Here is a 25989-nt window from a genome sequence, read left to right as displayed (position 1 = left end):
ATATCGGCGCGATGAAAATCATCGTCCTGTTCGTGTGCCTCTATCTGACCGCCGGCGCCGTTCTTCAGGTCGAGGCATCGCAGGCCATGACCTTCATTTCCATGCCATGGCTGTCGGTTGCGGTGCTTTATGTCGTGCAGGCCGCCGCAATGCTGTCGATGGGGATTCTCGTTCTCCTGACCTGGCGCGATCCCGAAGTCTATGCGCCGCCCTCTCCTCATCTTGAATCGGATGCGTGATGCCCGTTGTACTTACACTAGGAATGGTTCTGCTGATTGCAGCAGGTTTGATGATCGCGGTCGCGGCCGGGTTGTTCTCGATCATTGGCGGTGGTGTGCTGTTCGGCAGCCCGTTCGAACCCGTGGCGCTGAAGATGATCTCTCGCTTCTCACTCGACCGTATTGACAACTTTCTGCTTTTGGCGGTGCCGTTTTTCATTCTGGCCGGACGGCTAATGAACAGTGGCGGTGTTACCGTGCGCCTGTTCGACTTCATCGCGGCGCTGTTTTCTCGCCTGCGTGGGGGACTAGCACATGCCAATGTTCTAGCGAGCTTCGTCTTCGCGGGTATGTCCGGTTCGGCCACCGCCGATGTTGTGGGACTTGGAGCGATCGAGATGAAAGCCATGCGCGAACAGGGGTATGACGAAGGCTTCTCGGCCGGTGTCACCGCTGCGTCTTCGCTGCTTGGGCCGGTCCTGCCGCCATCCATCGTGCTGATTGCATATGCCGTGCAGGCTGAGCAATCGGTGGCAACGCTGTTTCTGGCAGCGATCGTGCCAGGCATTCTGTTAGCGGCGCTGTTTATGATCTATGTAGCGATCCGCGCCCGTAAGCTCGGGATGCAGCGCGGCGAATGGACCCCACTGAATGCGCTCGGATCAAAATTTTTGCGCGCTGCCTTGCCCATGGCAACGCCCGGGATCATCCTAGTCGGCATCTACGGTGGGGTCTTCACCCCTACCGAAGCAGCCGCTGTGGCGGTGCTTTACGCTACGATCCTGACTATGTTCATCTATCGCGAATTAGACTGGCGCGGCTTCGTCGAGCAGTTGAAAGGCACTGCAATCGACACGGCGACGCTGATGTTCATCATCGCCATGACTTCCGCCTTTGGAGTCGTCATGCTGCGCCTTGGCTTACCGCAGGCCCTGTCGGAATTCGTGACCACTCTCTCGACCGATCCGACGATAGTGATGTTTTTGCTGCTGGTGGTTTGGTTGCTCGTCGGCTGTTTCATGGCCCAGACCCCGGCGATTATCATCCTGACGCCGATCCTGATGCCGGTGGCCCAGAAGATCGGGATAGACATGGTCCACTTCGGGATGGTCATGGCCATCAGCCTGACTCTGGGGTTGCTTACGCCGCCAGTAGGCATGGTGCTCTATGCGCTCAAGCGTGTGGCCTATGTTCCGATTGGCCTGCTGTTCCGGGTCTCCGTGCCCTATGTTCTGATCGCGCTCGCCTTCCTGTGTGTGCTGATCTTGGTCCCGGGGATCACAACTCTGTTGCCGTATTCACTCGGCTACTTCTAAGGAGAGCCACGCATGAAAGTCGAAAGCGCGCGCCCGCGCCGGGTCGGACAGTTTCTCTATGCCGAGATTCGCACTTCGAACGGTATTACGGGATATGGCGAAAGCGGGGCTTGGGGGCATCTTGAAGCCTCAGAGGCCGCTCTGCGGAAATACTGTGACTATATTGTCGGAAAAGACCCCCGCCGAATCGAGCATCATTGGCAAATGATGCACCGTTTCGCTCATTTCAACGGCACTGCCATCGGCGGTGCGATCTCAGCCATCGACATCGCGCTGTGGGACATCAAGGCCAAATTCTACGGGGTGCCGCTATATGAACTGCTGGGCGGTGCGGTGCGGGACAAGCTGCGGGTCTACGCCCATGTCTACGGCCAGACCGTTGATCAGGTGGCAGATTTCGCCGCTCAAAAGGCTGCCGAGGGCTTTACCGCCATCGGGCATCTGAATCCTTTCCTAGACGAGGACGAAGGCGACTCTTATTTCCTGGGGCATGCGGGGCTTCTGGCCAAGGGGCTGGAAACCGTGCGCCGTGTGCGCGACGCGGCAGGCCCTAACTGCGATCTGATGCTGGAGATGCACCGCCGGTTGACTCCGGCCGAGGCCATAGCCTTTGCGCGCGAACTGGAACCCTTTGCCCCGGGCTGGATGGAAGACCCGATCCGGCCGGAGAATATTGACGCAATGGCGGAAGTCGCCTCGAAGGTTCGCATCCCTATCGCCACCGGTGAGCGATATCATAACATTTACCAGTTCAAGATGGCGATCGAGCGGAGGGCCCTGTCCTATGCGCGGGTTTCGGTCTGTGTCTGCGGCGGGATCACTGCGGCCCTCAAAATTGCTGCCATTGCGGAGGCCAACGATGTTCAGGTTGCGCCGCATAATCCGATCTCTCCCATTGGAACAGCGACTTGCGCCGCCATCGGCTTTGCCCGCAGCAACGTCGCGATCCAGGAGTTTCCCACTGGTTACGACAATTTTGTCTTCCAGAGTACTCCGACGCTTCTCGGCAGCAATGTCGTAAGTGGAGACCTGCGGGTGGAGGACGGATTTTTGCACCGCCCGGAAGCTGCCGGGTTGGGCGTCGAGGTACTGCCAGAGGCTGAGCAGATCCGCCCGCCGATCACCCGTGGCGTTACCATGCGTGCCCATCTTGATGGAAGCTTGGTTGACCAATAGATGCAGCCGGGGTCTCGGGCCCTGACCTGAGACCCGTATCTTCCTCCAGTTTGAGGTAGAATCCGCCCCTGCCGCGCGACAAACAGGATGGGATTCCGCGTCAATCAGGATGAGACGCCGCGGCGGGTGTGTGTCGGAGGGAGGGCGTAGCCCGACCGGAGGCACACACCCGCCGCTTCGCCCGTTTATGGGATGTGTTTTGGCATGCAATTTTGACCCCTTAGGGCGGGGGATCGGAATGCAATTTTGACCTCCCTGATATTCTGCCAAACCGTTCGTTGCGAGGCATCGAGCGGAGGGAGGGATGAAGCGGGTGGATACGATTGCACGGGTCCGACGGGCCTACTACGTCCAGAAGTGGTCTGTGAAGAAGATCGTCCGTGAACTGCACGTGTCGCGGAATACTGTGCGCAAAACCCTGCGGACGGACAAGACCGACTTCAGCTACGAGCGCGAGCGGCACGGGGGCGGTGCCAGCGAGGAAATGGAAGACGTGCTGCATCTCGGGATATATGTCGAGCTTGACCTCGCCCCCCGCAGCCTGAACCCGCGTCACGAAATTGCGCGCATCGTCGAGCAGCGTCTCGTCACCACCGACCTGCACATAGAACGGCGGCAGCCCGAGAGATTGGCGTAGAGCGGCGTGGCCAGCGGATCCTTGCGGTTGCCACCCTCGCCGAGGAAAGTGGCCGACATGTGCTCGATCACCCCGCGCTTGACGAAATGGTCCTTCTCCTCGTTCGTGGTGACGGTTTGGCCGGTAATCTCCATGTCTGTCCAGGGTGAGATCGGCATCGAGGCGACCGGCAGCGGCAGACCGCGGTCGCGCGCGCAGAGCACAGTGGTGATCGCCAGCGCCCCGCCCGCGCTGTCGCCGGTGAAGGCGATATGCTCGGGCTCAATGCCCTGATCGAGAAGCCAGGCATAGGCATCAGTGCAATCGTTAACCTGCTGCGGATGCAGATGCTCCGGAGAACGGTTGTAATCCACTATCAGCGCGAGGCATCCCACGGCCTTGGAGATATGGCCGAACATCTTGCGATGCGAATACATCGACCCGACCATGTAGCCCCCGCCATGGGTGCAAAGCAGTGCCCGACTCTCGTAGCCGCCTTTGGGCTTGGCCAAGAGGCAGGGCACGCCATTCGCCACCACCTCAATATAATCGACCCCGCCAGGCTCACCGGTCACATCGCCCCAGTGCTCGAACATCGCGCGCGTCGCCTCGAGGCTCATCTCGGGGTTCGCGCCCATCGTCGCGACCCAGCCCTTGTACATCTCGCCGAGAACGGCGCTTTGCCGTGGCAGTCCTGTCAAAGTTTAGGCAGAAGCATTAGAAACTGGCCCGGGTTATAAACCCGGGCCAGTTTTGCATCACATATTGCCCTTCAAGAGCTCGCCAGCGATGAAATCCGCCTGACGGATTGCCAGCGCCACGATGGTTAGGGTCGGGTTCTCCGCTGCCCCGGTCGTGAATTGCGAGCCATCCGAGATGAACAGGTTCGGCACGTCATGCGTCTGCCCGTTGCGGTTCACCACGCCGTCGCGCGGCTTGTCCGACATCCGGTTCGAGCCGAGGTTATGCGTCGAAGGATAGGGCGGTGTGGGCAGGACCCGGGTCGCGCCTACCGCCTCATAGATCGCCGCGCCGCGGGCATAGGCATGGTTGCGCATCGCGATGTCATTGGGGTGATCATCGTAATGCACATCCGCCACCGGCAGCCCGTGGGCGTCCTTAACCGTGGCACTCAACGTGATGCGGTTGGTTTCCTGCGGCATGTCCTCGCCCACGATCCACATCCCGGCCATGTTCTCATAGCTGTCGAGCGCGGTGGTGAATTCGCGCCCCCAGCCGCCCGGATCAAGGAAGGCCGCCATGAATGGCAGACCAAGGCTGAGCGTCTCCAGCTCGTAGCCGCCCACAAACCCGCGCGAGGGGTCATGGCGCGCCTCGTCGCGCACGATCCCCGCCATTGTCGTGCCGCGCCACATCCGCACCGGCTTGTCGAAGACGCCATAGACCGAGCCCGTGGTGTGGCGCATGTAATTGCGCCCAACCTGACCCGACGAGTTCGCAAGCCCGTCGGGGAACATCGCCGAGGCCGAGTTCAGCAGCAGCCGCGGGCTCTCGATCGAATTGCCAGCCAGGCAGACGATCTTGGCCTTCTGCATCTGCAGGCTGCCCTCCTTGTCGAAATATTCGACCCCCGAGGCCATCCCCTTGTCGTCATGCAGGATGCGGGCGACGTGGCAGTGATCGCGCACCTCGAGGTTTCCGGTCGCCTCGCCGCGCGGAATGTCGGTATAGGCCGCCGACCATTTCGCACCCCATTTGCAGCCCTGGAAGCAGAAACCCGTCTGCTGGCACGACATCCGGTCATCGTAATCGATCGCGTTGATCGCCATGTGGCCGGTCGAGACATCCGTGTAACCCAGTGCCAGCGCACCCTTTTCGAACACCTTGAAGTTGTTGTTGCCCGGCAGGCCTGGACGGCCGCCGGTGCGCGTCACGCCAAGCTTGGCCTCGGCCTTCTCGTAATAGGGTTCCATCTCGGCGGGGTCGATCGGCCAGTCGAGCAGGTTCGCCCCCGCCACCGGCCCGTAATGGGTCGCGGCCTTCCATTCATGCTCCTGAAAGCGCAGGCTCGCCCCCGCCCAGTGAATGGAGGTGCCGCCCACCGCCTTGACGATCCAGGCGGGCAGATTCTTGAAATCGCGCGCCACGCGCCAGTCGCCCGAGGTCGTGCGCGGATCGGTCCAGGCGAGCTGGCCAAAGCTGTCCCATTCGTCGTTGATGTAATCGTCGGGCAGATAGCGCCCCCCCGCCTCCAGCGCGACCACCTTGATGCCCTTTTGCGCGAGCTCATTGGCGAGCACGCCGCCGCCCGAGCCCGTGCCGATGATGACGACGACGCTGTCGTCGCTCAGATCGAATTTCGCAACCATGTCGTCCTCCTCACAACCAGTCGATGTCGTCGAAACCGCGGTGGATATAGCCGCCCTTGGAATAGGACTCGCCCTCATAGCCGAAGACCGGCCAGACCGCCTTCTGGTTGTAGAGCCCGGTGACAAGGTTCGAGCGGATCATCTGGAAGAAGTCGCCCTTCTCGATGTCGCGCAGGATATCCACGCGGTCCCGCTCCCATCCGGTCTCGAGGTAATTGGCAAAGCCCCGCCCGCGCGCGGCCGCATCGAGCGCGGCGATGCCCGCCTCGATCGCAGGTGCCGCCTCGGCGGTGTCATGGGCCTTCACGGCCAGCACATAGAACTGATCGCCGATCCTGTCGTGCGGATAGATATCGCGCGCCATCTGCGCCAGCGTCGCGAAGGTCGTCGATGTGAGCGCGGTCAACTCCGTCGCCCAGGCGGCATCGCGCGCCGCCATGAAGCCCGAGCCGATCACGAAGCTAGCGCCTGCCGCGGTTGCCCGCGACAGGAGCTGGCGCCGAGTCAAACCCTTCGGGCCTTCCCTGGTATCCATGGTCTGTCCTCCCTTACTTTCCCTGGAATTACGTCATTTGAAGCGGCCGCCGCGCTCCAGCACCTCGATCTGATAGCCGTCGGGGTCTGCCACGAAGAAGAACCGCGCCACCACCTCCCCGGCGGGCGCGAATTCCACGAGCTTGCGCGGCGCAAGCCCCTCGGCTTCGAAACGTTTGTGTTCGGCCTCGATGTCATCGACCAGAACCGCGAGGTGGCCGTAACCGTCGCCGAGGTTGTAGGGCTCGGTCCGGCCCTTGTTGATTGTCAGCTCGAATTCATGGCTGGCGTCCGGATTGCTCAGATAGACGAGCGTGAAATCCGGGAAATCGAGCCGGTCCGCGACGTTAAGTCCGAAGGCCGCCTTGTAGAAGGCCACCGAACGCGCCTCGTCGAGGACGCGGATCATCGAATGGATGATTTTTGCCACTGCTTGCTCCCGTCGTGCGATTGTCTCTCACACGGCAAGCCTAGCAGCGCGTCTCAAGATGCTGGGTAGTAGGTCCATACTACCAGTTGGGATTTTTCCCGGCGCGTCCGGTCGTCACTCGGCGGCGAGTGAGAGTTCCACGCGCTCGGCCGAGGCATCCATGAACTTCAGGCAGGCACAGCGCAGGAGCGAGGTGAAGTTCGTCGGCTCGCCACGCAGCTCCAGTACCTCGGCATGCAGCATCGAGATGAAGGTGGGCGTGGACACCCCGTCGCGCGCGGCAATCTGGTCGAGAATGTCCCAGAACGCGTTTTCGAGCCGGATACTGGTGCTTTGACCGTTGAGACGCAACCGGCGCGTGTAACTGGAATAGCGCTCGGGATCTTGCGCTGCAAAGACGTGACACATGTGGCTTTCTCCTCCCAGAAAGACATGGACGACAAGGACTTATTCCTAACCGAAATTCGGCTTCCTGTCCATTTCGACCATCGCATTCGGCGCGGCCGAGCACCGAATGCGAAAGCCCCGCCGCGGACGGCGAGGCTTCAGGAACCGGCGCGCGCGGCCGGCTCAGGCGTTCAGGATCACCTTCATCGCCTTTTCGCGCGCGGCATTGCCGAACACCTCATAGGCAGTCAGGATTTCGTCAAGCGCGAAGCGGTGCGCGACCAAGCGGCCCGGATTCACCTTGGCGTTGCCCAGCGTCTTGAGCAGCATCGGCGTAGTGTTGGTGCTGACCAGACCCATCGAGATGTTGATGTTCTTGATCCAGAGCTCTTCGATATGCAGCTCGACCGATTTACCATGCACGCCGACGTTGGCGATATTGCCGCCCGCCGAGACGATCTTCTGGCAGATGTCGAAGGTCGCGGGCACGCCCACCGCCTCGATCGCGATCATCGCCGCGCCCGCCGGTCATCTCCATAATCTGCGCCACCGGATCGGCCGTGCCGACCTGGATCGTATCGGTCGCACCGAATTTCTTGGCCAGCTCCCGCCGCGCCGGGTCCATGTCGATCATCACGATCCGGCCGGGCCAATAGAACTGCGCGGTGAGCAGCACCGACATGCCCACCGGCCCCGCGCCGATGATCGCGATCGTGTCGCCGGGCTTGAAGTTCTGCACCGCCGCGCCCACCGCCTCGACGACGCCCACGCCTTCATGGCCGAGCGTGCGCCCCGGCGTCACGGCGGGCACGTCGCTCTTGAGGATATGCAGATCGGTCCCGCAAATCGTGGTCTTGGTGATCCGGACGATCACATCGGTCTGTTCCTGGATCTCAGGCATGGGCTTCTCGATCCAGTCTTTCTGGCCGGGTCCCTGATAAACAAGCAATTTCATGGATTTCCTCCTCCTTGGTCGTTCGTCGCTTGTTGATGCGCGCAGCCTAATCCGGCGGGAGCCGAGCCGTAGACGGCTTCCTGTGCAGGTCAGTCACGCGGTGGGGCTCGCAGGGAACGCGCCAGAGTTTCGCCAACCCGTTTGCGATAGGCGGGAGTCATCGCCCCCATGTTCACGTAGCCACGCGCGCTAACAGTCGCCGCCACCGTTTCACCCGGGCGCACCTGCTGTAGGGCGTGGCGCAGATCATCGAGGCGCCGGCGGTCAGGAAGGCGTGCGAGGTGAACCGGCGAAAGCCTTCGGACAGACCGCATGCGCTGATCCCGAGTTGGGCCGCAATGTCGGCGGCGCTGGGCGCGACGGCAGCCTGCTCGGTGATCAGCCGCTCGGCTTCGCGCACGTAATGCGGCGCAGGGGAGCACGCTCCGGTTCCAAGGTTCAGCTCGTCGCTGTCGGCCCGGTTGCGCAAGAGTTCGAAGCAGAGCGTCTCCTTAATCCGCCGCTCGATCAGCACATCTCCGATGCCGTTGTGTCTCGCATCGAGTGATGCGCGTTGCGTAGTCCAGCAGCGACAGCCATCCTGATTTTCCTGCACCGAACACCAGACGGCTTTTCCATAGATGGTCGCCCGGAACGAACCCATACCAAAGCGCCGCAGTCTCCTCCATCAAGGCGTGGAGGAACGTCAGGGGTTCTGCCTCAATTTGTGTGGCGCAACTATCCTGAGCTTGGAACATTCAGGAGGGATAGTCGTGATTTCAAAAAAGCACTGGTCGCCCGGGAGCGCCGTTTCGGTTCAAGGCGTTAAGCGGCGTGATTCCGGCGGGTGGCTTGTCTCCGGCGTTTTGGCACCGAGAGGCATCTGCCCAGATTGTGGTTTGCATTCTCGGCGTCGTCACGGGTGGCGGCAAAGGCGACTGCAGGATTTACCCGCACATGGCGACAAGGTAACAATCGCACTTTGGGTCTGCAGATGGCGATATCCCGCTTCTACGTGCCCGCGGCGGACGTTTTCAGACTACACCTCGTCAATTGCGCGCCCATTTGCACGTCGAACTTCGCGTGCTGATGACATTGTCGGTTATCTGGGGCACGCCACGGGTGGACGGCCTGCCGAGCGGCTCTTGCGCCGTTTAGGCGTCGGTGTCAGCGATGACACGGTGCTGCGGCACCTCAAGCAGCGTGCGGAAAGCGCCGCCCCGCCGCCAACGGTCATTGGCATCGACGATTGGAGCTGGCGCAAGTCGCAGACTTACGGAACCATCATCGTCGATCTCGAGCGGCAGACCGTAATTGATATCCTTCCGGACCGGAGCGTTGAAAGCTGTCGAGCTGGCTGCGGCAACACCCTGAGATTGAAGTCATCAGTCGGGATCGTTGTGGCGCATATGCAAAGGCCGCACGTCAGGGCGCACCGCAAGCCCTGCAGGTCGCAGACCGTTTCCATCTCGTCCAGAACCTGCGCCAGGCCATTGAAGAGCAGATGAATATGCATGGCAGCGCCACCCGGCGGGCGCTATTGTCAGATGCCGATAACATCGGCACGGCCAATCATCTGCTGCGATCGCGTCTTGCCCATCGGAAATCACGTGAGGAAATTTTCCGAAACATCGATGCGCTTCGTGATCAAGGGCTGTCTTGTAGCGAAATTGGACGGCGGACCGGCTTCCCGCGTCGTAGTGTGGCGAAGTGGTTGAACTCCGACTCGCCACCAGACCGCCGCCGAGCTGAATTGAAGCCCACGTCGCCGTGGTATTTTGAGGGCGTACTGGCCGATCTCTGGAAACAGGGTATCCGGTCCGGCCAGGAATTATTGATCGAAATTCAACGCCATGGCTATGAGGGCAGCTTATCTCATTTGCAACGTCTGCTGGCCGGATGGAGAAGGGATGAACAAACCGCTCTGGCGGGCCCGACCGACACGCCGCTGCCCCTCGCGCCTGTGCGGGACCCGCAAACCTGTCACGCCATTTCGCCGGTTGTCGCAGCGGCGCTCTGTATCAAGCCGCGACGTAAATTGACCGCAGACCAGGCCCAAAAGGTAGAAGCATTGAAGGCCGGATCGCCAAGCTTTGCCACGATGCGGAGCCTTGCCATGCGGTTTCAGGGCATTTTGCGCGGCGACCAGTCCGCCCCGCTAGACGCATGAATCGACCTGGCCATTGAGACTGGCATCCCACCAATCATGCGCTTAGCCCGCACGCTACACCGCGATATCGAGGCCGTGCGCAATGCCATCGAACTTCCGTGGAGCAACGGTCAAGCTGAGGGCCAAATCAATCGCCTGAAGACCCTCAAACGCGCAATGTACGGTCGCGCCGGACCAGAACTCCTCAGAGCCCGAATGCTTCCTCTGCGCCACACAGATTGAGGCAGAACCCTAAACGCTACGACCTGCGATCATTCCTTCGTAAACTGCCTCTTCGGCCGTCCGCGGCGTCATCGCATCACCAATCTGGTGCATCTCGATACCGCATGCGCGGATTGCGGCGCGCAGTTCGTCTTGGGGACGGTGACCGAGGCTGAGCACAAGCGTATCTACGCCTTCAAGGATTATCGGTTCTTGAGAGGCCGTGTGTTGTAGAAAGACGGTATTGCCTTGCGTCCCGTAAAGACGGGCATAATGAATTATCTCTACCCCGCTTCGATGCAAGTCCGCCACCATTGTGTCGCGCACATAATAGGGGATCGTCTCACCGACGAAGGGCGAATTGACTGCCAGCCGCACAGCGCTGCCTTCGCGCGCGAGCAACTCGGCCAGACCCGGACCAATCCAGTCTGCCCGCCAGTCCATCACGACAACACGTCCACCGAGCTTCACTTCGCGGCGCAGCACCTGCCAAGCATTAACGATCTGCATTTCGCCATCAGTCTCGATCTGGGGTAGATACGGTGTGGCGCCTGTGGCCAGGATGACGACATCCGGCGCTTCAGTCTCGATCTGCTGTGCCTCGACCCGGTGCCCCCTGATAATCCGCACCCCTTCGCGCGCGCATTCGCCTGCAAGGTTGGTGACAATGCCGCCGAATTCAGCGCGATGAGGTAGCAGTTGTGCAAGATTGGCTTGCCCGCCAAGTTGAGGCGAGGCTTCATAAAGCGTGACCTCATGGCCCCGCCCGGCTGCCGTCGCCGCGGCCTTGAGGCCGGCGGGACCACCGCCGATCACCATGATCTTTCGCGCTTTGGCGGCGCGTGGGTGATCGCCAAAGCGCAGTTCGCGCCCGGTTTCGGGGTGCTGGATGCAGCTGATTGGCAAGCCCTTGTGAAAGTGATGGATGCAGGCCTGATTACAGCCGATACAGGCGCGGATATCTTCAACACGACCAGCCGCGGCTTTCAGGGGCATCTGTGGGTCACAGATCAATGCGCGCGTCATGCCGCACACATCGGCCTCGCCCCGCGCCAGCATTGCTTCGGCTTCTTGTGGCTGGTTGATGCGCCCGGTGGCGAAAACAGGGATAGATAGCACCTTCTTGAATTGCGCGATCTCGGACGCGACATAGGCGGCCGGAAAGTTCATCGGCGCAGTGATATGCACTGCCCCTCCCAGGCTGGCCGAAGTGCCGACAGTCAGCGAGAGGTAGTCCAGCTGATCTTGTAGAGCGAGGCTGGCCTCAAGCGTATCGTCGATCGTCAATCCGGCGTCATCACGCTCAGACGCGGACAGGCGCATTCCGATGATGAAATCCTCATCCGTCGCTTCGCGCATTGCGCCAAGCGCCTCCCGCAAGAAGCGCAGCCGGTTTTCCAGGGATCCGCCATAGTCATCCTCGCGCCGGTTCAGACTCGGATTGAGAAACTGCGCGGGCAGATAGCCGTGCGAACCGACGAATTCCACGCCGTCCAGGCCAGCCTGCTTCATCCGCCGCGCGGCCATCGCATAGCCTTGAACGATTTCTGCGATCATCTCCGGCTCCATCGCGCGAGGCATCATCTTGAAACGCTCGTTAGGTGTGGCCGAAGCCGAGTAGGACACCGCTAGAAGGCCGTTCGCGCCCTCCATGATCTCACGCCCGGGATGGAACAGTTGCGACACGACAACCGCACCATGTGCATGGCAAGCCGCGGCGAGTTTTTGATATCCCGAAATGCAGTCGTCTGATGTCGCCATGAGAAGGTGAGAGGTGTAACGCGCTGTTTCATGCACACCCGAGACCTGAGCGACGATAAGACCGACACCTCCGCGTGCACGGGCCTCCTGATAAGCTATGTAGGCATCAGAAACCCGGCCCCCTTCGGGTAAAAGCGTGTCGTGCCCGGTTGACATGATCCGATTTGGCAACGTCGCGCCGCGGATCTTCAACGGGTTGAAAAGATGCGGGAAAGCAAAGCTGCTCATGGTCCTTCCTTCAAGGGTTCGGCGACAGGAGGGCGGGGTTTTTGCTGCGCACCCGCGCGGGCGACGTAGAGTGCGCAAAGTATAAGGACAGAGACCCCAAAAAAGGTTATCTGGTCGGGCATCTCGCGGAAGAACCACCACCCCGCGAGGGTCGAGGTGATCATTTCCGTATAGGATAGCGGCGCCAATAGTGACGCCTCGCCATATTCATATGCCTTCACGATCAGGAACTGCCCAACGAGGCCGATCACGGCAAGTGTGGCCCCGGTCAGCATTTGTCCGTCGGCGGGCGCCTGCCAGAGAATCAGCATTGCGGGTGCAGCCAAAAGGGTCGATGTGAAATGCGTCAGGTAGGTTGTCACCAGAGCAGGTGAGGATGGCGCATTGTGTCGCACGAGAACAACATAAAGGGCGAGGCAGGTCCCCGCTCCCAGGGCAAGAAGACTGGCTGGACTGAACGCTTCAACTCCGGGGCGGATAATTACAAGGGTTGCAGCGAAGCCGATCCCAAGCGCGCGCCAGCGTTTGTACCCGACCCGTTCGCGCAGCACAAAAGCAGCCAGGAGTGTGACGACGAGCGGCTGCACAAAGAAGATCGCGAGCGTTTCCGCAATAGGCAGGTATTCAAGCGCAGCAAAAAACAACGCCGTGGCTCCCAGAATGCACCCGCCTAGCTTGAACGATAGCTGCCAGTCGCGCGGGAGCAACGCCGCGGCACCATGATTGCACACAACTAGGGGAGCGCTGATCAGCGTACCCCCGATCATGCGGAGGAATACGATCTGCAACACCGGCATGCCTTGCAGGGCAAGGCTCTTGGCCGCGACATCCATCAGCGGCAGAACGGCCATCGCAGCAAGCATGCACAAGATACCGAGCCAGGTGTGGGCAGGTTCCAATACTCCTAAACGAGCAGACATATCATGCTCCGAAAAGTTCACTGTGGGAGGGTTGCTCTGCACTGGAATGTGCAAATGGGATGGTCGGCATCTCCGGGTCGCTCAGCTCCCTTCGCGCCACCGCGCCCATTTGTCCTGAAAGCGATACCAGCCGCCGACCACGGGCAGGAACCATGGATGGCCGTTGTAGAAGTAAAGCTGCGGGAAGTGCGTATTTACGATGCCACGATCGGCTCCTTCGTGCCCCAGAATCAACTCAGCCGCGCGATGGCCCATATAGGTCGCCATCGATATCCCGTTACCATTATAGCACGATGAGTAATGCAACCCGTCTGGCATCTGCCCGACATGGCTTGTGAAATCATAGGCGAAGCTGACATTGCCAGACCAGGAATGGCTGACGGTGACCCCTTTCAACTCAGGGAAGGTTTGCTCCATATAGCGCCGCAACCCCTCGGCCGACTGCTCTTCGGTTGAAGTGCGAAACCGCGCCCGACCTCCGAACAGCATACGTGTCCCATCGGGCGAACGGCGATAGTAGTAAAGAACATGCTTCGTATCCCCTGCAGGGCGGTTACCGGGCAGCAGTTCCTCAAGCTTTTCGAATGGAAGGGGTTCGGTGGCGATCATGTAACTCTGCACCGGAATGATGCGTTTGCGAAGCCATGCGAGCTCAGGTCCGGCATAACCATTGACCGCCAAAAGGATCTGGTTGGCGTGCAGGGTAACCTGCCGACCCACCTGCGCATCGTGCAACGTGGCGCGATAGCCCGCCACGTCCCGCAGCGCACCCATGTAGCGTATCCCTGTAAAGATCCGCACCCCGAGCGCGCGGGCACGATTTGCAAGCGCCTGCACATACTTCGCGGGGTGAAGCGAGCCCTGATCGTGCTTGATCATCGCGCCACGATAGATCCTGGTCTTGATAGCGCGTGAAACCTCGTGCTCTTCAAGGATTTCGAAATCGGCCTGTTCGTTGGGTGGAAGGGTGGCGCGGATCGCCCGAAGCTTTTCGAGATCGGCGCGCGTATGTGCACCCGTCACCGCCCCGCACAGGCGCAGATCGAACGGGTCGCTCAGCGTCTTTGCCCGCCTGAGCAGGAAGGGCATCGCCTCGCGGTAATCCTCCATGATCTCGGCTGCGCGCCTTGCGCCGAATTTGCGCGTCGCATAGTTCAGATCGAATTTTGGTGCGTTTCCGATCTGCCCGCCATTGCGCGAACTAGCACCTTCGCCGATGCGCTGCGCCTCGACGACGACGACATTGCTCATTCCGGCTTCGGCGAGAGTAATGGCAGCGGAAAGCCCCGTATAGCCTGCACCGACAATAAGGGTAGCGCAGGCCTCCTGATCGATAGTGCGTTCAGCATGCTGCGGTTCGGCATCTTCCCACCAGAACGGGGTTTTCTTCATGATTTCACCAGTAATCGGATCGATTTGTGCAAGACCCCCGATGACGCTAGCGCGTCATCGAGAGATAGACTTTCTTAACTGGCGCGATGGTGCGCCAGGTACCTCTGAAGTTCGGTTCGACTATGACCGTATCACCGGCACGGAAACGGCGTGGAGCCTGACCCTCTTCGGTAATCTCGATCTCACCTTCTATGAGGTGGAACTGCTCCCAGGTTTCACTGTCGCGCGCCATGCGGTGCGTGCCTGGCGTTGCGGCCCAAACCCCGATCTCGACAGGGCCTTCCAGATAGGGCCAGGCCGTGAAACGTGGGTCACCTTCGACGACGACCTCGGGGGCGGGCTGCGAGGCCACACCGGACCCAAGGTCTTGATGATGAAAACTTTTGAGCAAACTCATTGAGCAATATCTCCTTTCAGGATTAGCCACTTGCCGCGTTGAGAAGCGTGCAATCCTCGGGGGCGAAGGCCACATGCACCGCGGTTCCGTCATCATGGATGCCCGAACGTGCGGCGCCGTAGACGATGAACACTCCGCCCTGCTCGAGTTCGATCGAATAAAGTGCGCGATCGCCCGAATATGTGGAATGGAGCACCTTTCCCTCAAGGTAGATGCGCCCGTCATTTTTGGCCGCCAGCTCGACTGCCCCATCTTCGGGACGGATCATCATCTCTGCCGCAGCTGACGCATCATACACTGAAGCTCCCAGAGGCACAGAAACGCCTTCTGAGCGGAACAGCGCCTTGCCGTCATCCTGCACCACCCTGCCGGTTAGTATGTTCGACTTTCCGACGAAATCAGCCACAAATCGGGTTCCGGGGTGCCGGTAAAGATTGAATGCGGTGTCAAACTGCACGATGCGGCCGTGGTTCATGACGGCGATGCGATCAGACATGTGCATCGCTTCTTCCTGATCGTGGGTCACATTGATGAAGGTGGTCCCAAGAGTGCTGTGAATATCGCGCAACTCTTCCTGGAGATCGACGCGCAGTTTTTTGTCCAGTGCCGACATCGGCTCATCGAGGAGCAAAAGATCGGGCTTGAAGACCAAAGCGCGAGCAAGCGCCACCCGCTGCTGCTGTCCCCCAGACAACTCTGCCGGCCGCCGATTGGCGAACTTGCCCAACTGCACGAGGTCGAGCATGGTTCGGACCCTTGTCTCGATCTCATCGCGCGCAATCCGGCGCACTTTCAGAGGATAGGCGATATTGTCATGAACGCTCATGTGGGGAAACAGTGCATAGCCTTGAAAAACCAGCCCGAAGTTGCGCTTTTCCGGTGGTAGTGCAGCGATGTCACGCCCCTGCATGATAATCTCGCCGCTGCTGACGGGTTCGAACCCGGCCAGTATCTTTAGCAATGTCGTCTTGCCCGAGCCCGACGGCCCCAGAAGGGTCACAAACTCTCCCATGCGGATGCTTAGCGAAACGTCGAACAGGGCCTGCGTGGCGCCGTAGAACTTGTCGATATTCTTGATTTCGAGTGTAGACATCTTCATTTCTCACGCGAGTTGAGGCGCGAACGCTGTTGCAGCTGATTCAGGACAAGCAGGAACAAGAGCGAAAGCAGTGAAAGCAGCAACGCGACCGCCACGATCGTCGGTTCGAGCCTGTCGCGCAGGCCTGAGAAAAGCGCGATCGGCAGCGTCGTAGATTGCGGAGCGGCCAGAAACAGCGCCACGACCACCTCATCGAAAGAGGTGATGAAGGCGAACAGAGCCCCGGTCATAAAGCCCGGAGCGGCAAGCGGCAGCGTTACCGTGCGAAAGCGATAGAACCGCGAAGCCCCCATCGAGGCAGCGGCACGCTCAAGTTCCGGATCGAGCCCCTTGAGCGAAGTTATCACCGACAGGAAGACCAGCGGGGCACCGAGGATTGCATGTGCAAGGACCAACGAAAGATACCCGCCACCGATTCCTGCCCGGCCGAAGGCATATGCAAAGGCAACCCCCAGGACGACCGAGGGAATTACCAGAGGCGAGACGAACAGACCCACGAGGATAATCTGCCCCCAGCGACCCAATAGCATCGTACCGATTGCGGAAAGTCCACCTATCAGAACCGCAACCAGCGCTGCCCCCAGACCTACCTTAAGACTGTTGAAGAAGGCCGGCATCCACGGGGCCTGCGTGAAGACGGCCCAGAACCACTCGAAGGTGAAACCTTCCATCGGATAGGTCAGGAAGGAGCTTTCGTTGAAAGCAAGGGGAAGCACCAGCAGCAGCGGCAAAGCCAGGAAAAGAAGGCTTAGGATCAGACTGATCCAGTAGATGGCGCGGGACATGATCAGTTTCCTCCCTTGCGTGCCCTGAGCAGGAGCCAAAGCCCAGACCCGAGCGCCAAGATCGCCACCACGCAACCAAACAACATGACCGAAAGAACCGATGCCATGCCCCAGTTGAGTGTCTTCTTGACGAAATCTGCGATGTAGTAGGACAGCATCTGATCGCTTGGCCCGCCGGTCAGTGCAGGTGTGACGTAAAATCCCAATGAAAGGATGAAGACAGTGCCGCCACCGACGAACACCCCGCGTAGCGTCTGAGGAAAGTAGACCCGCAAGAATGTCTCGACCCCGCCCGCGCCAAGGCTGCGCGAAGCATCGCCCTGTGATTTCGGAATTGTTCTCATGACATTGAAGATTGGCAGGATCGCGAAGGGTAAAAGAACATGCGTCATCGCGACGACGGTTCCGAACCGGTTAAAGATCAGCTGGAGGGGCTCGGAAATGATGCGCAGTGCGATAAGGAGGTTGTTCAACAACCCGTGGGTTTGCAGCAGCACCACCCATGCCGTCGTGCGCACTAGGATCGAGGTCCAGAAGCTTAGCAGCACAACCATAAAGACAAGCGTTGCCAGCCGTGCCTTACCATTGGCCGCCGCATAGGCCAACGGATAGCCGAGTAGCAATGTCAGCGCCGTGACCTGTGTGGCGATGACAATGGTGCGCAACATGATGCGCAGGTAGATGTCATCGCCTTCCGAGATCGTCAGCGTGCCGTCTTTATCCGGCTTGAATCCGGTCGCCTTCTGGAAATGTCGCCATGTAACCGGGGCAATGTTGCGGGCTAGAACGTCCCAATAGACATGTTCTCCCCAACGTTTGTCGAAGGCGGTCAGCGCCTCCATCGTGGGGGCGATTCCGGAAGCATTCTTGCCCGTGTCGATAAGCAAAGAACGAAAACCACTGCGTTCCTGATTAAGGTTGCGGGCCGCCTCGGCCAGATCGCGCCGATCCGCCGTGATCAGATCGGACAAGAGGGCAGCCGCGCGCTCGTCCGGGGTGCCATCTTCGATTGCGGCAGACAAGCGGTGGAAACGGTCATACAGCGCGCTGTTGTCCACGCTCTGGCTGGCGACGGTCAGCAAGGGGTAGAGATAGACCAGCAGATATATCGTGAATGGCACGAGAAGCAGCACAATCGCTGCCAAACGGCCTCCATAAGCGTTTCGCATGGGCTTTGGTCCGTCGGTTCAGATCGCGGATGTGGTCTGTCCGTCTGAATCCATCGGACAGACCTGCATAAGAAATGGTGCCTTGCGGCGCACGATCACTGCGTGGCCCAGTTGTTCCAGCGCTCTGTCAGTTCATCCGAATGGTCAATCCAAAACGCGTCCGAATAGAACAACGCATCCTCGATATTCTTGCCGGTCGGCAAGTTCTCGACGACTTCGCTGGGAAGGATTTCGGCCGACTTCATGTTCGTTGGACCATAGGGCATCAGTTCGGAGAACTTCGCCTGCGGAGCCGCAGTGCTGACGAATTCGATGAACTCCAGCGCAAGATCCTTATGCGGTGCGTTCGTGGGGATCGCCCAGACATCGATATTGTAAATGTGGTTGGTCCAGACGAATTCAAGCGGCTGTCCCTCGGCCTGAGCCGAGATGATACGACCGTTATAGGCGGTGCTGAGCGCGACATTTCCGGCCGCGAGCCATTCGACGGGCTGCGATCCGGCATCCCAAAACTGGATGTCGCTCTTGATTGCGTCGAATTTCCCGAAGGCGCGGTCCACACCCTCAGGAGTGGAGAGAACCTCGTAGACCTGCTCTACCGGTACGCCATCGGCCAGCAAGGCATATTCGAGGTTCATCTTGGGCTGGTTGCGCACCGAGCGCTTTCCCGGAAACTTCGTGGTGTCAAAGAAATCCGTCCAATCCTGCGGTGCCTCGGGGAACATGTCGGAATTGTAGGCATAACCGTTGCCGATCACGACGTTACCCGCACCGCAAGGCTGCACTGCATGAGGGTTCAATTCGTCTTTTACGGTCATCCGATCCCAAGGAATTTCTTCGAAAAGCCCCTCGTCGCAGCCAAGCTGAAGATCCGCACCCTCGACGATTACCAGATCCCAGATCACGTTGCCGGTATCAGCCATCGCCTTCACCTCTGCCAGACCGCCGAGATAAGTCGTTTCGGTAAAAGCAACGCCTTTCGATTCGGTGAAGGGCGTGTAATACGCCGCACGCTGCGCATCCTGATAATTTCCGCCCCAGCCGGCAATCGTCAGATCGCGCGCGTATGCAGCCTGAGCAGCGGTGACCGCAAGCCCCGAAGCCGTAAGCACTTTCAAGACGTGTTTCATGTTTCCTCCCATTTGATCACGCAGGCCCCACATGGGTTTCCGCGACGGCTTGGCGAGTCCCGTCCCCTCCTCTGGGTTGAGTCTCTTCATATCAATTTCCGCAAATTAATTTTGCTCAAATTAAAAGAATTGGCAAGTTTTTTTAATTTCTTTTACAAACCTGTTATGAAGAATTAGTATTCACACGGGAGCAATCAGGATAAAAAGCCTCATGACAATCTTGACGGACATTGAGGACGACCTGCACGACAAATCCCAGATCGGTGAGCGGCTTCGGCTGCGTCGCAAGCTGCGGGGGCTATCGCTCAAGCAGGTGTCAGAGCGCGCGGGTCTTTCGGTCGGCATGCTTTCACAGGTCGAACGCGGACTAGCCGTGCCTTCAGTCAAGTCGATGCGCGCGATCTGCGGCGCGTTGGACATGCCGGTTGTGTGGCTGTTCGAGTCATCGTCCGACGAACACAAGGAGCATGACGATGTGGTCGTGCGCAAGGACATGCGGCGAGAGTTGTCCTATGACAACGGCAGCCTTCGCAAGCAACTGCTGACTCCCGACACGCAGCCCCAGATTCAGATGCTGCGCTTTGTGATGAAGCCGGGCGCGGATTCCGGCGAACCCTATTCTAACACAGAGGGCGGGAAATGCGGTCTGGTCGTGCAGGGCAAGTTGGGACTTGAACTTGACGGCAAATCTCTCGTGATCAATCAGGGTGACAGTTTCGCCTTTCCTGCGCGCACCCTGGTGCGCTTCTGGACCATTGGCGACGAGCTATGCGAGGTTGTCTGGGTGGTTGCTCCGGCAACGGTCTAAGTGACATCTCGAACCAGCTAGATGAAGTAGTTCCATGGTCCCACCGGAGACCGTGGTTCCATGATTGGTCCGTAACTCAATTCCCGAAGATACTCCGAAGTGTAGCGCGGGGCCTGGCGGTCAGACGTGGGTCTCCGTTGCCAGACGCTTGGCGGATTTCGTCGAGCCATCCACGCCCGCTCTCGCTGACGGGTCTGCGGGTTGATATGCCCAGCCGGATCGCGCGTCGTCTGATCATCCCGCATTTGCACGACTTCCGTGCCCGTTATCCGGCGGTGACGCTGGAGATCAGTGCCACCGACCGGATGATCGATCTTGTGTCCGAGGGGATCGACGCGGTGGTACGTTTGGCCGTTGTGGAAGACAGTGAACTGATCTGCCGCCGGATCGGCGATGTGCCGATGCTGACCTGTGCCGGCGCGGGGTATCTGGCGCAATATGGTACGCCGCTGACCCCTGCCGACCTTTCGGATCATCACCTTGTCAATTATGCCCTGCGCATGCCGGCACCCTCATCCGAATGGGAAGGTCTTGAGGGTGGACATAAGATCACTGTCGCCATGCAAAGCCACCTTTGTGTCGACAATGCGGAAAGCTATGTTGCCGAGGCACTGCACGGGCACGGGCTGATTCAGGTTCCCGTCTATGACGTCGCCGATGACATCGCGGCTGGTCGACTGCTCGAGGTGGTGCCCGAGTTCCGGCCCTCTCCGGTGCCGATTTCGATCCTATATGCGCGCCGGCGTCATCTCGCCCCTCGGCTCAAGGCATTCATGGATTGGTTGGAGGAGTTACTGCAAGCAGAAGGGGTTGTCACCGACGCGCGAAATAGCTGAACCCAGTTTGAAGGGGCCTCCAGACTTTAGCTCCAATGTACCCATTCCTTCTAGGCGGCGGGAATGACCGGCCGCACCGCAGCATCGGTGGGAGTTGATCAATAGCCGGTCAGCGTCTGCGGGGTGCTCTGCGCTGCTCACACACCGCATCTACCGATGGAGAGATGCGGCCGGATATGGGGCGTCCGAAAAGTTTACCCGATGGACTGACTATCACCTCCTTGAGTTTCAAAATGCATCGAGCGAGGAACACATCGTCCTGAAAGTTGACACGCAGGTAAGCGTCCGGTCAGGGCGACTTTGACCTATCCAAGGGTTTGATCCAGGTCAGCGCGACGATGCTGGCGGCCATTGCGATCAATGCGATCGTGGTAATGTAGGGTGCGGTCATGCATCCCTCGTTGATTGCGAAGTGGATAAGGTCATCTGCCTCGCTCCAAGTGCTAACTTTGAGCGCGACCATGAGCATCAAGATCACTATTGCAACTGCGGAGAACCAGGCTGACCTTAGGAGGAGGGCTCCCATCATCAGTCCGATCGCAATCAAACCGATGGGCTCGAACAAGAGCACGGCGAGGTCTTCGAACTGGCTGACGTAACCATCCTGCGGTATCCAGGCAGGTCTTACCTTATCACAGACTTCCGCCGCCAGCGTCGAGGTGATCAAGCATACTAGGACAACCATGGTGCGATTTATCGGCCGTGCCTCCATGGCAGCAGGTCACCGACCTTTGTGATCTTGTAGTCCGGAATGCGGGCGATGATGAGCCGAAAAAGCCATTCCAGTCTCATCCACCATACCTTTCTATCAGGAGGGCGAACCCTGCCACCCCACCACCCGACGGGACAACAGCGTTGACCGGCACCACCCGATGCGCGTGACAGAACCCGCGATCGGGATCGGAGGAATCCAGCATCGCGTTACCTGCCTTTCGTGATCAGCGTTGCGCCATAGATAGTGCCGCTCTCCGTTGATCTTTAAGAACATCTCCTCAAGATACCATCTCCAGTGAATCGCTCGCATCCCCTTGACACGGCGTTTCGGGAGCCGGAGGCGAATATCGTATCGAACCGATGCCACCAGTACCGCACCGTTTCGTAGCTGATATAGATGTCTCGCTTGTGCAGCAGGTCCTCAATATTGCGAAGCAACAGCGGAAACTGAACATACATCATGACCGCCAGACAGATGATCTTGAGGCTTGTCTTGAACCGCTTGAAAGGGCTCGGCTTGATCATGGATAGAAGCTTACCGACGCCCCGCCCGCATCAAACTAGGTTTGTCTGACAAGCCCATCTCATTCGTTTTACTGCCTGTCCTCAAGCTTGGGCAAACCCTAATCGACGGTGGAGGAAAAATCCCATGGCAGGTCACAGGAGAGACGCATACCGCCGCTGCGATCCGTTCAACGGTTTCGGCGCCCTGTTCGTGACAGTGTCGTCGGTGATGCGTTCTCCACCCACGAGAATCGTATCTATTGGCAGATCTTTAACCAGAGCGAAGATGCGCGACGCCGCCCTGCAGTCAGCGCTAGGATTTGCTTGAGCGACCGGACCTTCAGGTTGGATTCCTTCTCCAGCGGGATTGTCGCCATAGGAGTCTAGATCATGCCCAAAAGCGCATATTTAACGTTAATGTACCAAATTGATTTCGTCGGGTTTGTCTTTTTGCATTTAAGTACAACACGACAGCAGTCTTTGCCAACAAATCCGGCCCTCAGAACTGGGCAATCAGGTTGATGAAGACCCCTTCGTCATCCTGCGTCAGGTCGGTCAGGTCATCCGAGAACGAGCCGAAATTATAGCCCAGCCCCACCGAGAAGTTCGGGTTGATCTGCCGGTAGGCCGCCGCAAGGAAGCCGGTATCCGAGAATTCGGCCTGACGCGCATCCAGCTGGCGCGCCTCAAGCAGCAGATCCCACTGATGCGTCAGGTGATAGCGCGCATTCACCACCACAAGGCTTGCATCGTTGCGCTGAAGCGGCAGCGTATCGTCGGGCGCGCTTTCGGAACGCCGCAGGCCGACCTTGCCGCCCAGTTCCCAGTGATCCGAAACCTCCCAGGTCGCATCCACGCTGAACACATGCGATTTCTGGCGCGACCCGTCGGTCACCCCGCCATCGGTGATCTGGCCATACATGTCGTTAAGATAGGTATAGCGCAGCAGCAGGTTCAGCCGGTCATCCTCGACCGGGCGGTAGGCATAGCCCAGCACCGCCTTGGTATAGCGCCCGTTCAGCACCGAGGTGCCGTCCGTATCGGTATCGGCATGATCGAGGGTGAACAGAAGCCGCTGGCTGTCGCTGATCTTGTAATTCGCATCCGCGCTCAGCAGGATGGTGTCGGCATCGCGGTCGGACCCGTCGCTGATGCCGCGATCGCGGCGCAGTTCCAGCCGGGCGCGCGCGCTCAGGCCCTCGGGCTGTTCGTAGATCGCGCCGAAGGACAGCGCCTTGCGGTCGAAATCGTCATCCGCGGAATCGATGCGCCCCATCTCGAACGCGCCCGAGAAGCTGAGCGTTTCGGAATGGTGGTATTCCACGCCATAGGCCGAGGTCAGCGCCCGGCGCCGGCCGAACATGTCATAGGCATTTTCACCGAAGGTCGACACGCTTTCGCTGACCTTGCGCCGCCCGCCGGCCACGATACGGCCCCGGTCGCGCCCGGTCAGCGTTTCGCCGTCCAGTTCGCGCGCGGGATCGAGCGTATAGCCGATATAGGCCGAAGAGCCTTCGCGGTCCTGACGCATCACCGCCTTGCCGCCCACCCCGAGCGAGCCGTCCGAGACCTCGCCCTCGAAGGCCCAGCCATTGGAGAAGGCGCGGGTAAAGCCCAGACCCAACCGGTTGTTCCGCTCAAGCCCGCCGGAATGTTCCAGCGTGCCCTGACCGAAGACATAGACCGTGCTGTCGGCGGATTGCGCATAGCTCAGCCGCAGGCCCAGATCGGTGCGCCGTCCGGTCTTGTCCGGCTCGGTCGGGTCGTTGCGGTCCAGATGGCCGATCCCGGCCTGGACCGAAAGACGGTCGCTGATCTGGTAGCCAAGCTCGACCACGCCCTCTTTCTTGTGCTCGCCATCGTCGCTTTCGTAATCGTCATAGCGCAGGTGCCAGGAAAGCCGCCCCGCGGGGCGGATATCGGCGGCGATGCCCCACAGGCGCTCGTCATCCGTGACCTGATGGTCAAGCGTCGAGAAGCCCGCGCCGCGGCGCTCGAAATAGGCGGCCACCTCGCCCTCGGTGCCAAGGCCCAGATCGGTCAGATCGGCCTGTGCGCCGAAGCGGAAGGATTCCCCGGTGCCGTCGGCAACGCCCGCCGTCGGGGTCCGGTCGATCGTCAGGCCGCCGTCATCGGACCAGGAGGCGCCGAAACCGGGGCCCTCGGTGCGGGCATATTCCAGCTCGGCGAAGCTGCGCTCGCCCAGTTCCCACCGCAGATCCGCGCCCATCGCCGTCTGATCGGCGGTGTCGGTCTGTTCGACCATGCCGGTCATGCCGATGCGCACCCGGTCGGTGACCCAGCTTTCGACGCGCCCGCCATAGGTATAGCCATCCACGTCGCCGGCCGTGGGCTCGTATTCATACTGCACCACAAGGCGCGACTGGTCGGCCTCGGCCGCGCCGGGGCGCACCACCCCGCCGGTGATCAACCCCGAAAGCGGCGCGGCAAGGGTGATGACCCCTTGCATGTAGTTGATCTCGTAGTCGCGGCCCGGCACCAGAAGCCGCGATTCCACGATCCGCCCCGAAACCGGATCGCGGATCTCGACGGTCAGCGTCTCGGAACCGACCGAGATGTCCTGGCGGCCAAGGAAATAGATCGAGCCGCCCGTGCCAAGGAACGATTCCCGCCCCGGCAGCATGTCAGGCTGCGCGGCATAGCCGGTCACGCGCAGCTGCGGCTGGCCCCGGCTGGTCAGTTCGGGGCCTTCATAGCGCCCGTGAATGCCGTAAAGCGTGCGCTCGTTGCGCAGATAGCCGCCGTCAAGCTGGGCCTTCTCGTTGCCCCACATGATGAAAGAGCCGTCTTTCTCGGCCTTGAGGTAGAAGCGCCCGTCGGTCGGCGCATCGTTGAGAAGTTCGGCATCGTCGCCATAGGTCGGATAGGCCATGTCCTCGTCAAGGCGCATCAGAAGGCCCTGCGGGTCCTTGCGCATGAAGTCGTCGAAAAGCGAATCCAGCTCGTGCTCGCCCGTATCGACCGAGCCGGTGATCGTCCAGCCCGAGGCCGTGCGGCCCTTGGCATAGAAGGCCAGCCGGCCGCGATCGAACGTTTCGCCCTTCTCGGGGCCCGAAAGCGTCTTGCCGAAGGTCAGATCGGCGGTGGCCACATGGAACCAGTCGACGCGCGCGATCTCGACCACGGGTTCGATATGGATATTCTCGCCGCCGCCGGTCACCTGCACGGGCACGCGCGCCTCGCCCGCGGGCAGGATGCGTTGCAGCACGAAATTGCCCGAACCGTCGGGCCGGATCGTCTCGCCCAGGGTGGTGACCTGCGCTCCGGGCGCAAGCCCGGTGCCCGAAACCGTCACGGCGCCCCCGTTCACGGGGATGCGGCGGCGCGCGGTGCGGTCGGTGCCTTCCTCTTCCTCGACGATCGTGCTTGCGCGCGCAAGCGAGATGACCTCGGTCTCGTCGAACCGGCCCTGCGCGTCATAGACCCGGTGCACCACGGCGAAATCGCTGCCATCGGCATGATCGCCGACGCGCTCGACCATGGGGATCTCGGGGGCGGGCAGGTCGAATTCCAGCTGCCCGTTGGCCGCGATCGGCAAGGTCCTGACCAGCTTCGGGCCGCCCGGATTGGTCATGTCGAAGATGCGCAGCTCGGCGCGGTCGATCCAGGCGGGATAGTTCACCTCGCTGCGGACCAGGGCGCGGCGCCCGTCGGCCTGCATGACCTGAAGGTCCAGCCGCGGGCGGGCGCCCAGCCCGTCGGCCTGCACCCGGATATCGGCCTGCGAGGCACGCGGCGCCGCCGCGCGCGGCCCCGAGGGTTTGGCAAGCGCGGAATTGCCCGCCACCGGCGCCCCGTCGATCGAGATGGCAAATCCCGTATCGCTCTGGGCGCGCGCGGCAACGCCGCAGGCCACCATCACCGGAACGGTGCACAGCAGGGGAAGTATACGTTTCACACGGGTCATCACCAT

General features: G+C 60.3%; 22 protein-coding genes and 5 pseudogenes. 7 read left to right on the top strand and 20 right to left on the bottom strand.

Annotation, left to right across the window (positions count from 1 at the left end):
• Nucleotides 1-11 precede the first annotated feature (11 nt).
• The 4 genes and pseudogenes from AC4PTO_RS00915 to AC4PTO_RS00900 all read left to right on the top strand — a co-directional run.
• Entirely contained in the window at nucleotides 12-239 is a 228-nt protein-coding gene (locus AC4PTO_RS00915) for a hypothetical protein (protein WP_492731019.1), read from the top strand.
• The gene (locus AC4PTO_RS00910) at nucleotides 239-1534 is read left to right on the top strand and encodes a TRAP transporter large permease (RefSeq protein ID WP_492731017.1); all 1296 of its coding nucleotides are present in this window, start codon (nucleotides 239-241) and stop codon (nucleotides 1532-1534) included. Before AC4PTO_RS00915 ends, AC4PTO_RS00910 begins: the two co-directional genes overlap by 1 nt.
• Before the next feature lie 12 nt (nucleotides 1535-1546).
• Nucleotides 1547-2710 carry a mandelate racemase/muconate lactonizing enzyme family protein gene (locus AC4PTO_RS00905; RefSeq protein WP_492731015.1) on the top strand — a complete coding sequence of 388 codons (1164 nt, stop codon included), beginning with the start codon at nucleotides 1547-1549 and terminating at the stop codon, nucleotides 2708-2710.
• 304 nt (nucleotides 2711-3014) lie between these two features.
• Nucleotides 3015-3167: pseudogene (locus AC4PTO_RS00900) on the top strand (IS21 family transposase); the annotation flags it as partial.
• Between the two features lie 87 nt (nucleotides 3168-3254).
• On the opposite strand, the pseudogene AC4PTO_RS00895 reads toward AC4PTO_RS00900, so the two are convergent.
• The 9 genes and pseudogenes from AC4PTO_RS00895 to AC4PTO_RS00855 all read right to left on the bottom strand — a co-directional run.
• Nucleotides 3255-3314 (bottom strand): annotated as a pseudogene (locus AC4PTO_RS00895) (hypothetical protein); the annotation flags it as partial.
• Between the two features lie 86 nt (nucleotides 3315-3400).
• Nucleotides 3401-3763 (bottom strand): annotated as a pseudogene (locus AC4PTO_RS00890) (alpha/beta hydrolase); the annotation flags it as partial.
• Nucleotides 3764-4084: 321 nt separating this feature from the next.
• The gene (locus AC4PTO_RS00885) at nucleotides 4085-5656 is read right to left on the bottom strand and encodes a GMC family oxidoreductase (protein ID WP_492731013.1); all 1572 of its coding nucleotides are present in this window, start codon (nucleotides 5654-5656) and stop codon (nucleotides 4085-4087) included.
• A gap of 10 nt (nucleotides 5657-5666) precedes the next feature.
• Nucleotides 5667-6191 carry a Twin-arginine translocation pathway signal gene (locus tag AC4PTO_RS00880; protein ID WP_492731011.1) on the bottom strand — a complete coding sequence of 175 codons (525 nt, stop codon included), beginning with the start codon at nucleotides 6189-6191 and terminating at the stop codon, nucleotides 5667-5669.
• 33 nt (nucleotides 6192-6224) lie between these two features.
• The gene (locus tag AC4PTO_RS00875; protein WP_492731009.1) at nucleotides 6225-6620 is read right to left on the bottom strand and encodes a VOC family protein; all 396 of its coding nucleotides are present in this window, start codon (nucleotides 6618-6620) and stop codon (nucleotides 6225-6227) included.
• A gap of 114 nt (nucleotides 6621-6734) precedes the next feature.
• Nucleotides 6735-7028 carry a ribbon-helix-helix domain-containing protein gene (locus tag AC4PTO_RS00870; RefSeq protein WP_492731007.1) on the bottom strand — a complete coding sequence of 98 codons (294 nt, stop codon included), beginning with the start codon at nucleotides 7026-7028 and terminating at the stop codon, nucleotides 6735-6737.
• A gap of 162 nt (nucleotides 7029-7190) precedes the next feature.
• Nucleotides 7191-7496, bottom strand: a complete 306-nt coding sequence (locus tag AC4PTO_RS00865) for a hypothetical protein (protein WP_492731005.1) — start codon at nucleotides 7494-7496, stop codon at nucleotides 7191-7193.
• Nucleotides 7420-7962 carry an alcohol dehydrogenase catalytic domain-containing protein gene (locus tag AC4PTO_RS00860; RefSeq protein WP_492731003.1) on the bottom strand — a complete coding sequence of 181 codons (543 nt, stop codon included), beginning with the start codon at nucleotides 7960-7962 and terminating at the stop codon, nucleotides 7420-7422. Before AC4PTO_RS00860 ends, AC4PTO_RS00865 begins: the two co-directional genes overlap by 77 nt.
• 172 nt (nucleotides 7963-8134) lie before the next feature.
• Nucleotides 8135-8605, bottom strand: a complete 471-nt coding sequence (locus tag AC4PTO_RS00855; RefSeq protein WP_492731001.1) for a hypothetical protein — start codon at nucleotides 8603-8605, stop codon at nucleotides 8135-8137.
• A 109-nt stretch (nucleotides 8606-8714) separates the two neighbouring features.
• Here AC4PTO_RS00855 and AC4PTO_RS00850 point away from each other — a divergent pair.
• Nucleotides 8715-10333: pseudogene (locus tag AC4PTO_RS00850) on the top strand (ISL3 family transposase).
• Nucleotides 10334-10342: 9 nt separating this feature from the next.
• Here the strand turns inward: AC4PTO_RS00850 and AC4PTO_RS00845 are convergent.
• The 8 genes from AC4PTO_RS00845 to AC4PTO_RS00810 all read right to left on the bottom strand — a co-directional run bounded on the left by AC4PTO_RS00845 (nucleotide 10343) and on the right by AC4PTO_RS00810 (nucleotide 19283).
• Nucleotides 10343-12301, bottom strand: coding sequence for an oxidoreductase (locus tag AC4PTO_RS00845; RefSeq protein WP_492730999.1), 1959 nt, complete (start codon nucleotides 12299-12301; stop codon nucleotides 10343-10345).
• A complete protein-coding gene (locus AC4PTO_RS00840; protein ID WP_492730997.1) occupies nucleotides 12298-13221 on the bottom strand; it encodes a DMT family transporter in 924 nt (307 codons plus the stop codon). The genes AC4PTO_RS00845 and AC4PTO_RS00840 overlap by 4 nt, the downstream gene beginning before the upstream one ends.
• A gap of 81 nt (nucleotides 13222-13302) precedes the next feature.
• Nucleotides 13303-14613 (bottom strand): NAD(P)/FAD-dependent oxidoreductase, encoded by a 1311-nt coding sequence (locus tag AC4PTO_RS00835; protein WP_492730995.1) that lies wholly within the window; start codon nucleotides 14611-14613, stop codon nucleotides 13303-13305.
• Nucleotides 14614-14659: 46 nt separating this feature from the next.
• Entirely contained in the window at nucleotides 14660-15010 is a 351-nt protein-coding gene (locus AC4PTO_RS00830) for a cupin domain-containing protein (RefSeq protein WP_492730994.1), read from the bottom strand.
• Between the two features lie 22 nt (nucleotides 15011-15032).
• Nucleotides 15033-16103, bottom strand: coding sequence for an ABC transporter ATP-binding protein (locus AC4PTO_RS00825; RefSeq protein WP_492730992.1), 1071 nt, complete (start codon nucleotides 16101-16103; stop codon nucleotides 15033-15035).
• A 2-nt stretch (nucleotides 16104-16105) separates the two neighbouring features.
• Nucleotides 16106-16894 carry an ABC transporter permease gene (locus AC4PTO_RS00820; protein ID WP_492730990.1) on the bottom strand — a complete coding sequence of 263 codons (789 nt, stop codon included), beginning with the start codon at nucleotides 16892-16894 and terminating at the stop codon, nucleotides 16106-16108.
• A gap of 2 nt (nucleotides 16895-16896) precedes the next feature.
• Nucleotides 16897-18039, bottom strand: a complete 1143-nt coding sequence (locus AC4PTO_RS00815) for an ABC transporter permease (protein ID WP_492730989.1) — start codon at nucleotides 18037-18039, stop codon at nucleotides 16897-16899.
• Nucleotides 18040-18158: 119 nt separating this feature from the next.
• On the bottom strand, nucleotides 18159-19283 hold the full coding sequence (locus AC4PTO_RS00810) for an ABC transporter substrate-binding protein (protein ID WP_492730987.1): 1125 nt from the start codon (nucleotides 19281-19283) through the stop codon (nucleotides 18159-18161).
• Nucleotides 19284-19413: 130 nt separating this feature from the next.
• Between AC4PTO_RS00810 and AC4PTO_RS00805 the strand changes: the two genes are divergently transcribed.
• Both AC4PTO_RS00805 and AC4PTO_RS00800 read left to right on the top strand, forming a co-directional pair.
• Nucleotides 19414-20001 carry a helix-turn-helix domain-containing protein gene (locus tag AC4PTO_RS00805; RefSeq protein ID WP_492730985.1) on the top strand — a complete coding sequence of 196 codons (588 nt, stop codon included), beginning with the start codon at nucleotides 19414-19416 and terminating at the stop codon, nucleotides 19999-20001.
• A 206-nt stretch (nucleotides 20002-20207) separates the two neighbouring features.
• Complete coding sequence (locus tag AC4PTO_RS00800) at nucleotides 20208-20837, top strand: LysR substrate-binding domain-containing protein (RefSeq protein ID WP_492730983.1); 630 nt, start codon at nucleotides 20208-20210, stop codon at nucleotides 20835-20837.
• Between the two features lie 289 nt (nucleotides 20838-21126).
• Here AC4PTO_RS00800 and AC4PTO_RS00795 read toward each other — a convergent pair whose 3' ends face one another.
• The 3 genes and pseudogenes from AC4PTO_RS00795 to AC4PTO_RS00785 all read right to left on the bottom strand — a co-directional run bounded on the left by AC4PTO_RS00795 (nucleotide 21127) and on the right by AC4PTO_RS00785 (nucleotide 25983).
• Nucleotides 21127-21504 carry a hypothetical protein gene (locus tag AC4PTO_RS00795; protein ID WP_492730982.1) on the bottom strand — a complete coding sequence of 126 codons (378 nt, stop codon included), beginning with the start codon at nucleotides 21502-21504 and terminating at the stop codon, nucleotides 21127-21129.
• A 240-nt stretch (nucleotides 21505-21744) separates the two neighbouring features.
• A pseudogene (locus AC4PTO_RS00790) lies at nucleotides 21745-22076 on the bottom strand (transposase family protein); the annotation flags it as partial.
• Between the two features lie 478 nt (nucleotides 22077-22554).
• Nucleotides 22555-25983, bottom strand: coding sequence for a TonB-dependent receptor (locus AC4PTO_RS00785; RefSeq protein ID WP_492730981.1), 3429 nt, complete (start codon nucleotides 25981-25983; stop codon nucleotides 22555-22557).
• Nucleotides 25984-25989 lie beyond the last annotated feature (6 nt).

The sequence above is a fragment of the Rhodobacter maritimus genome, assembly GCF_058747975.1.
The sequence above is the reverse complement of the archived record's forward strand: the minus strand, read 5'-3'. Positions and strand labels throughout refer to the sequence as shown.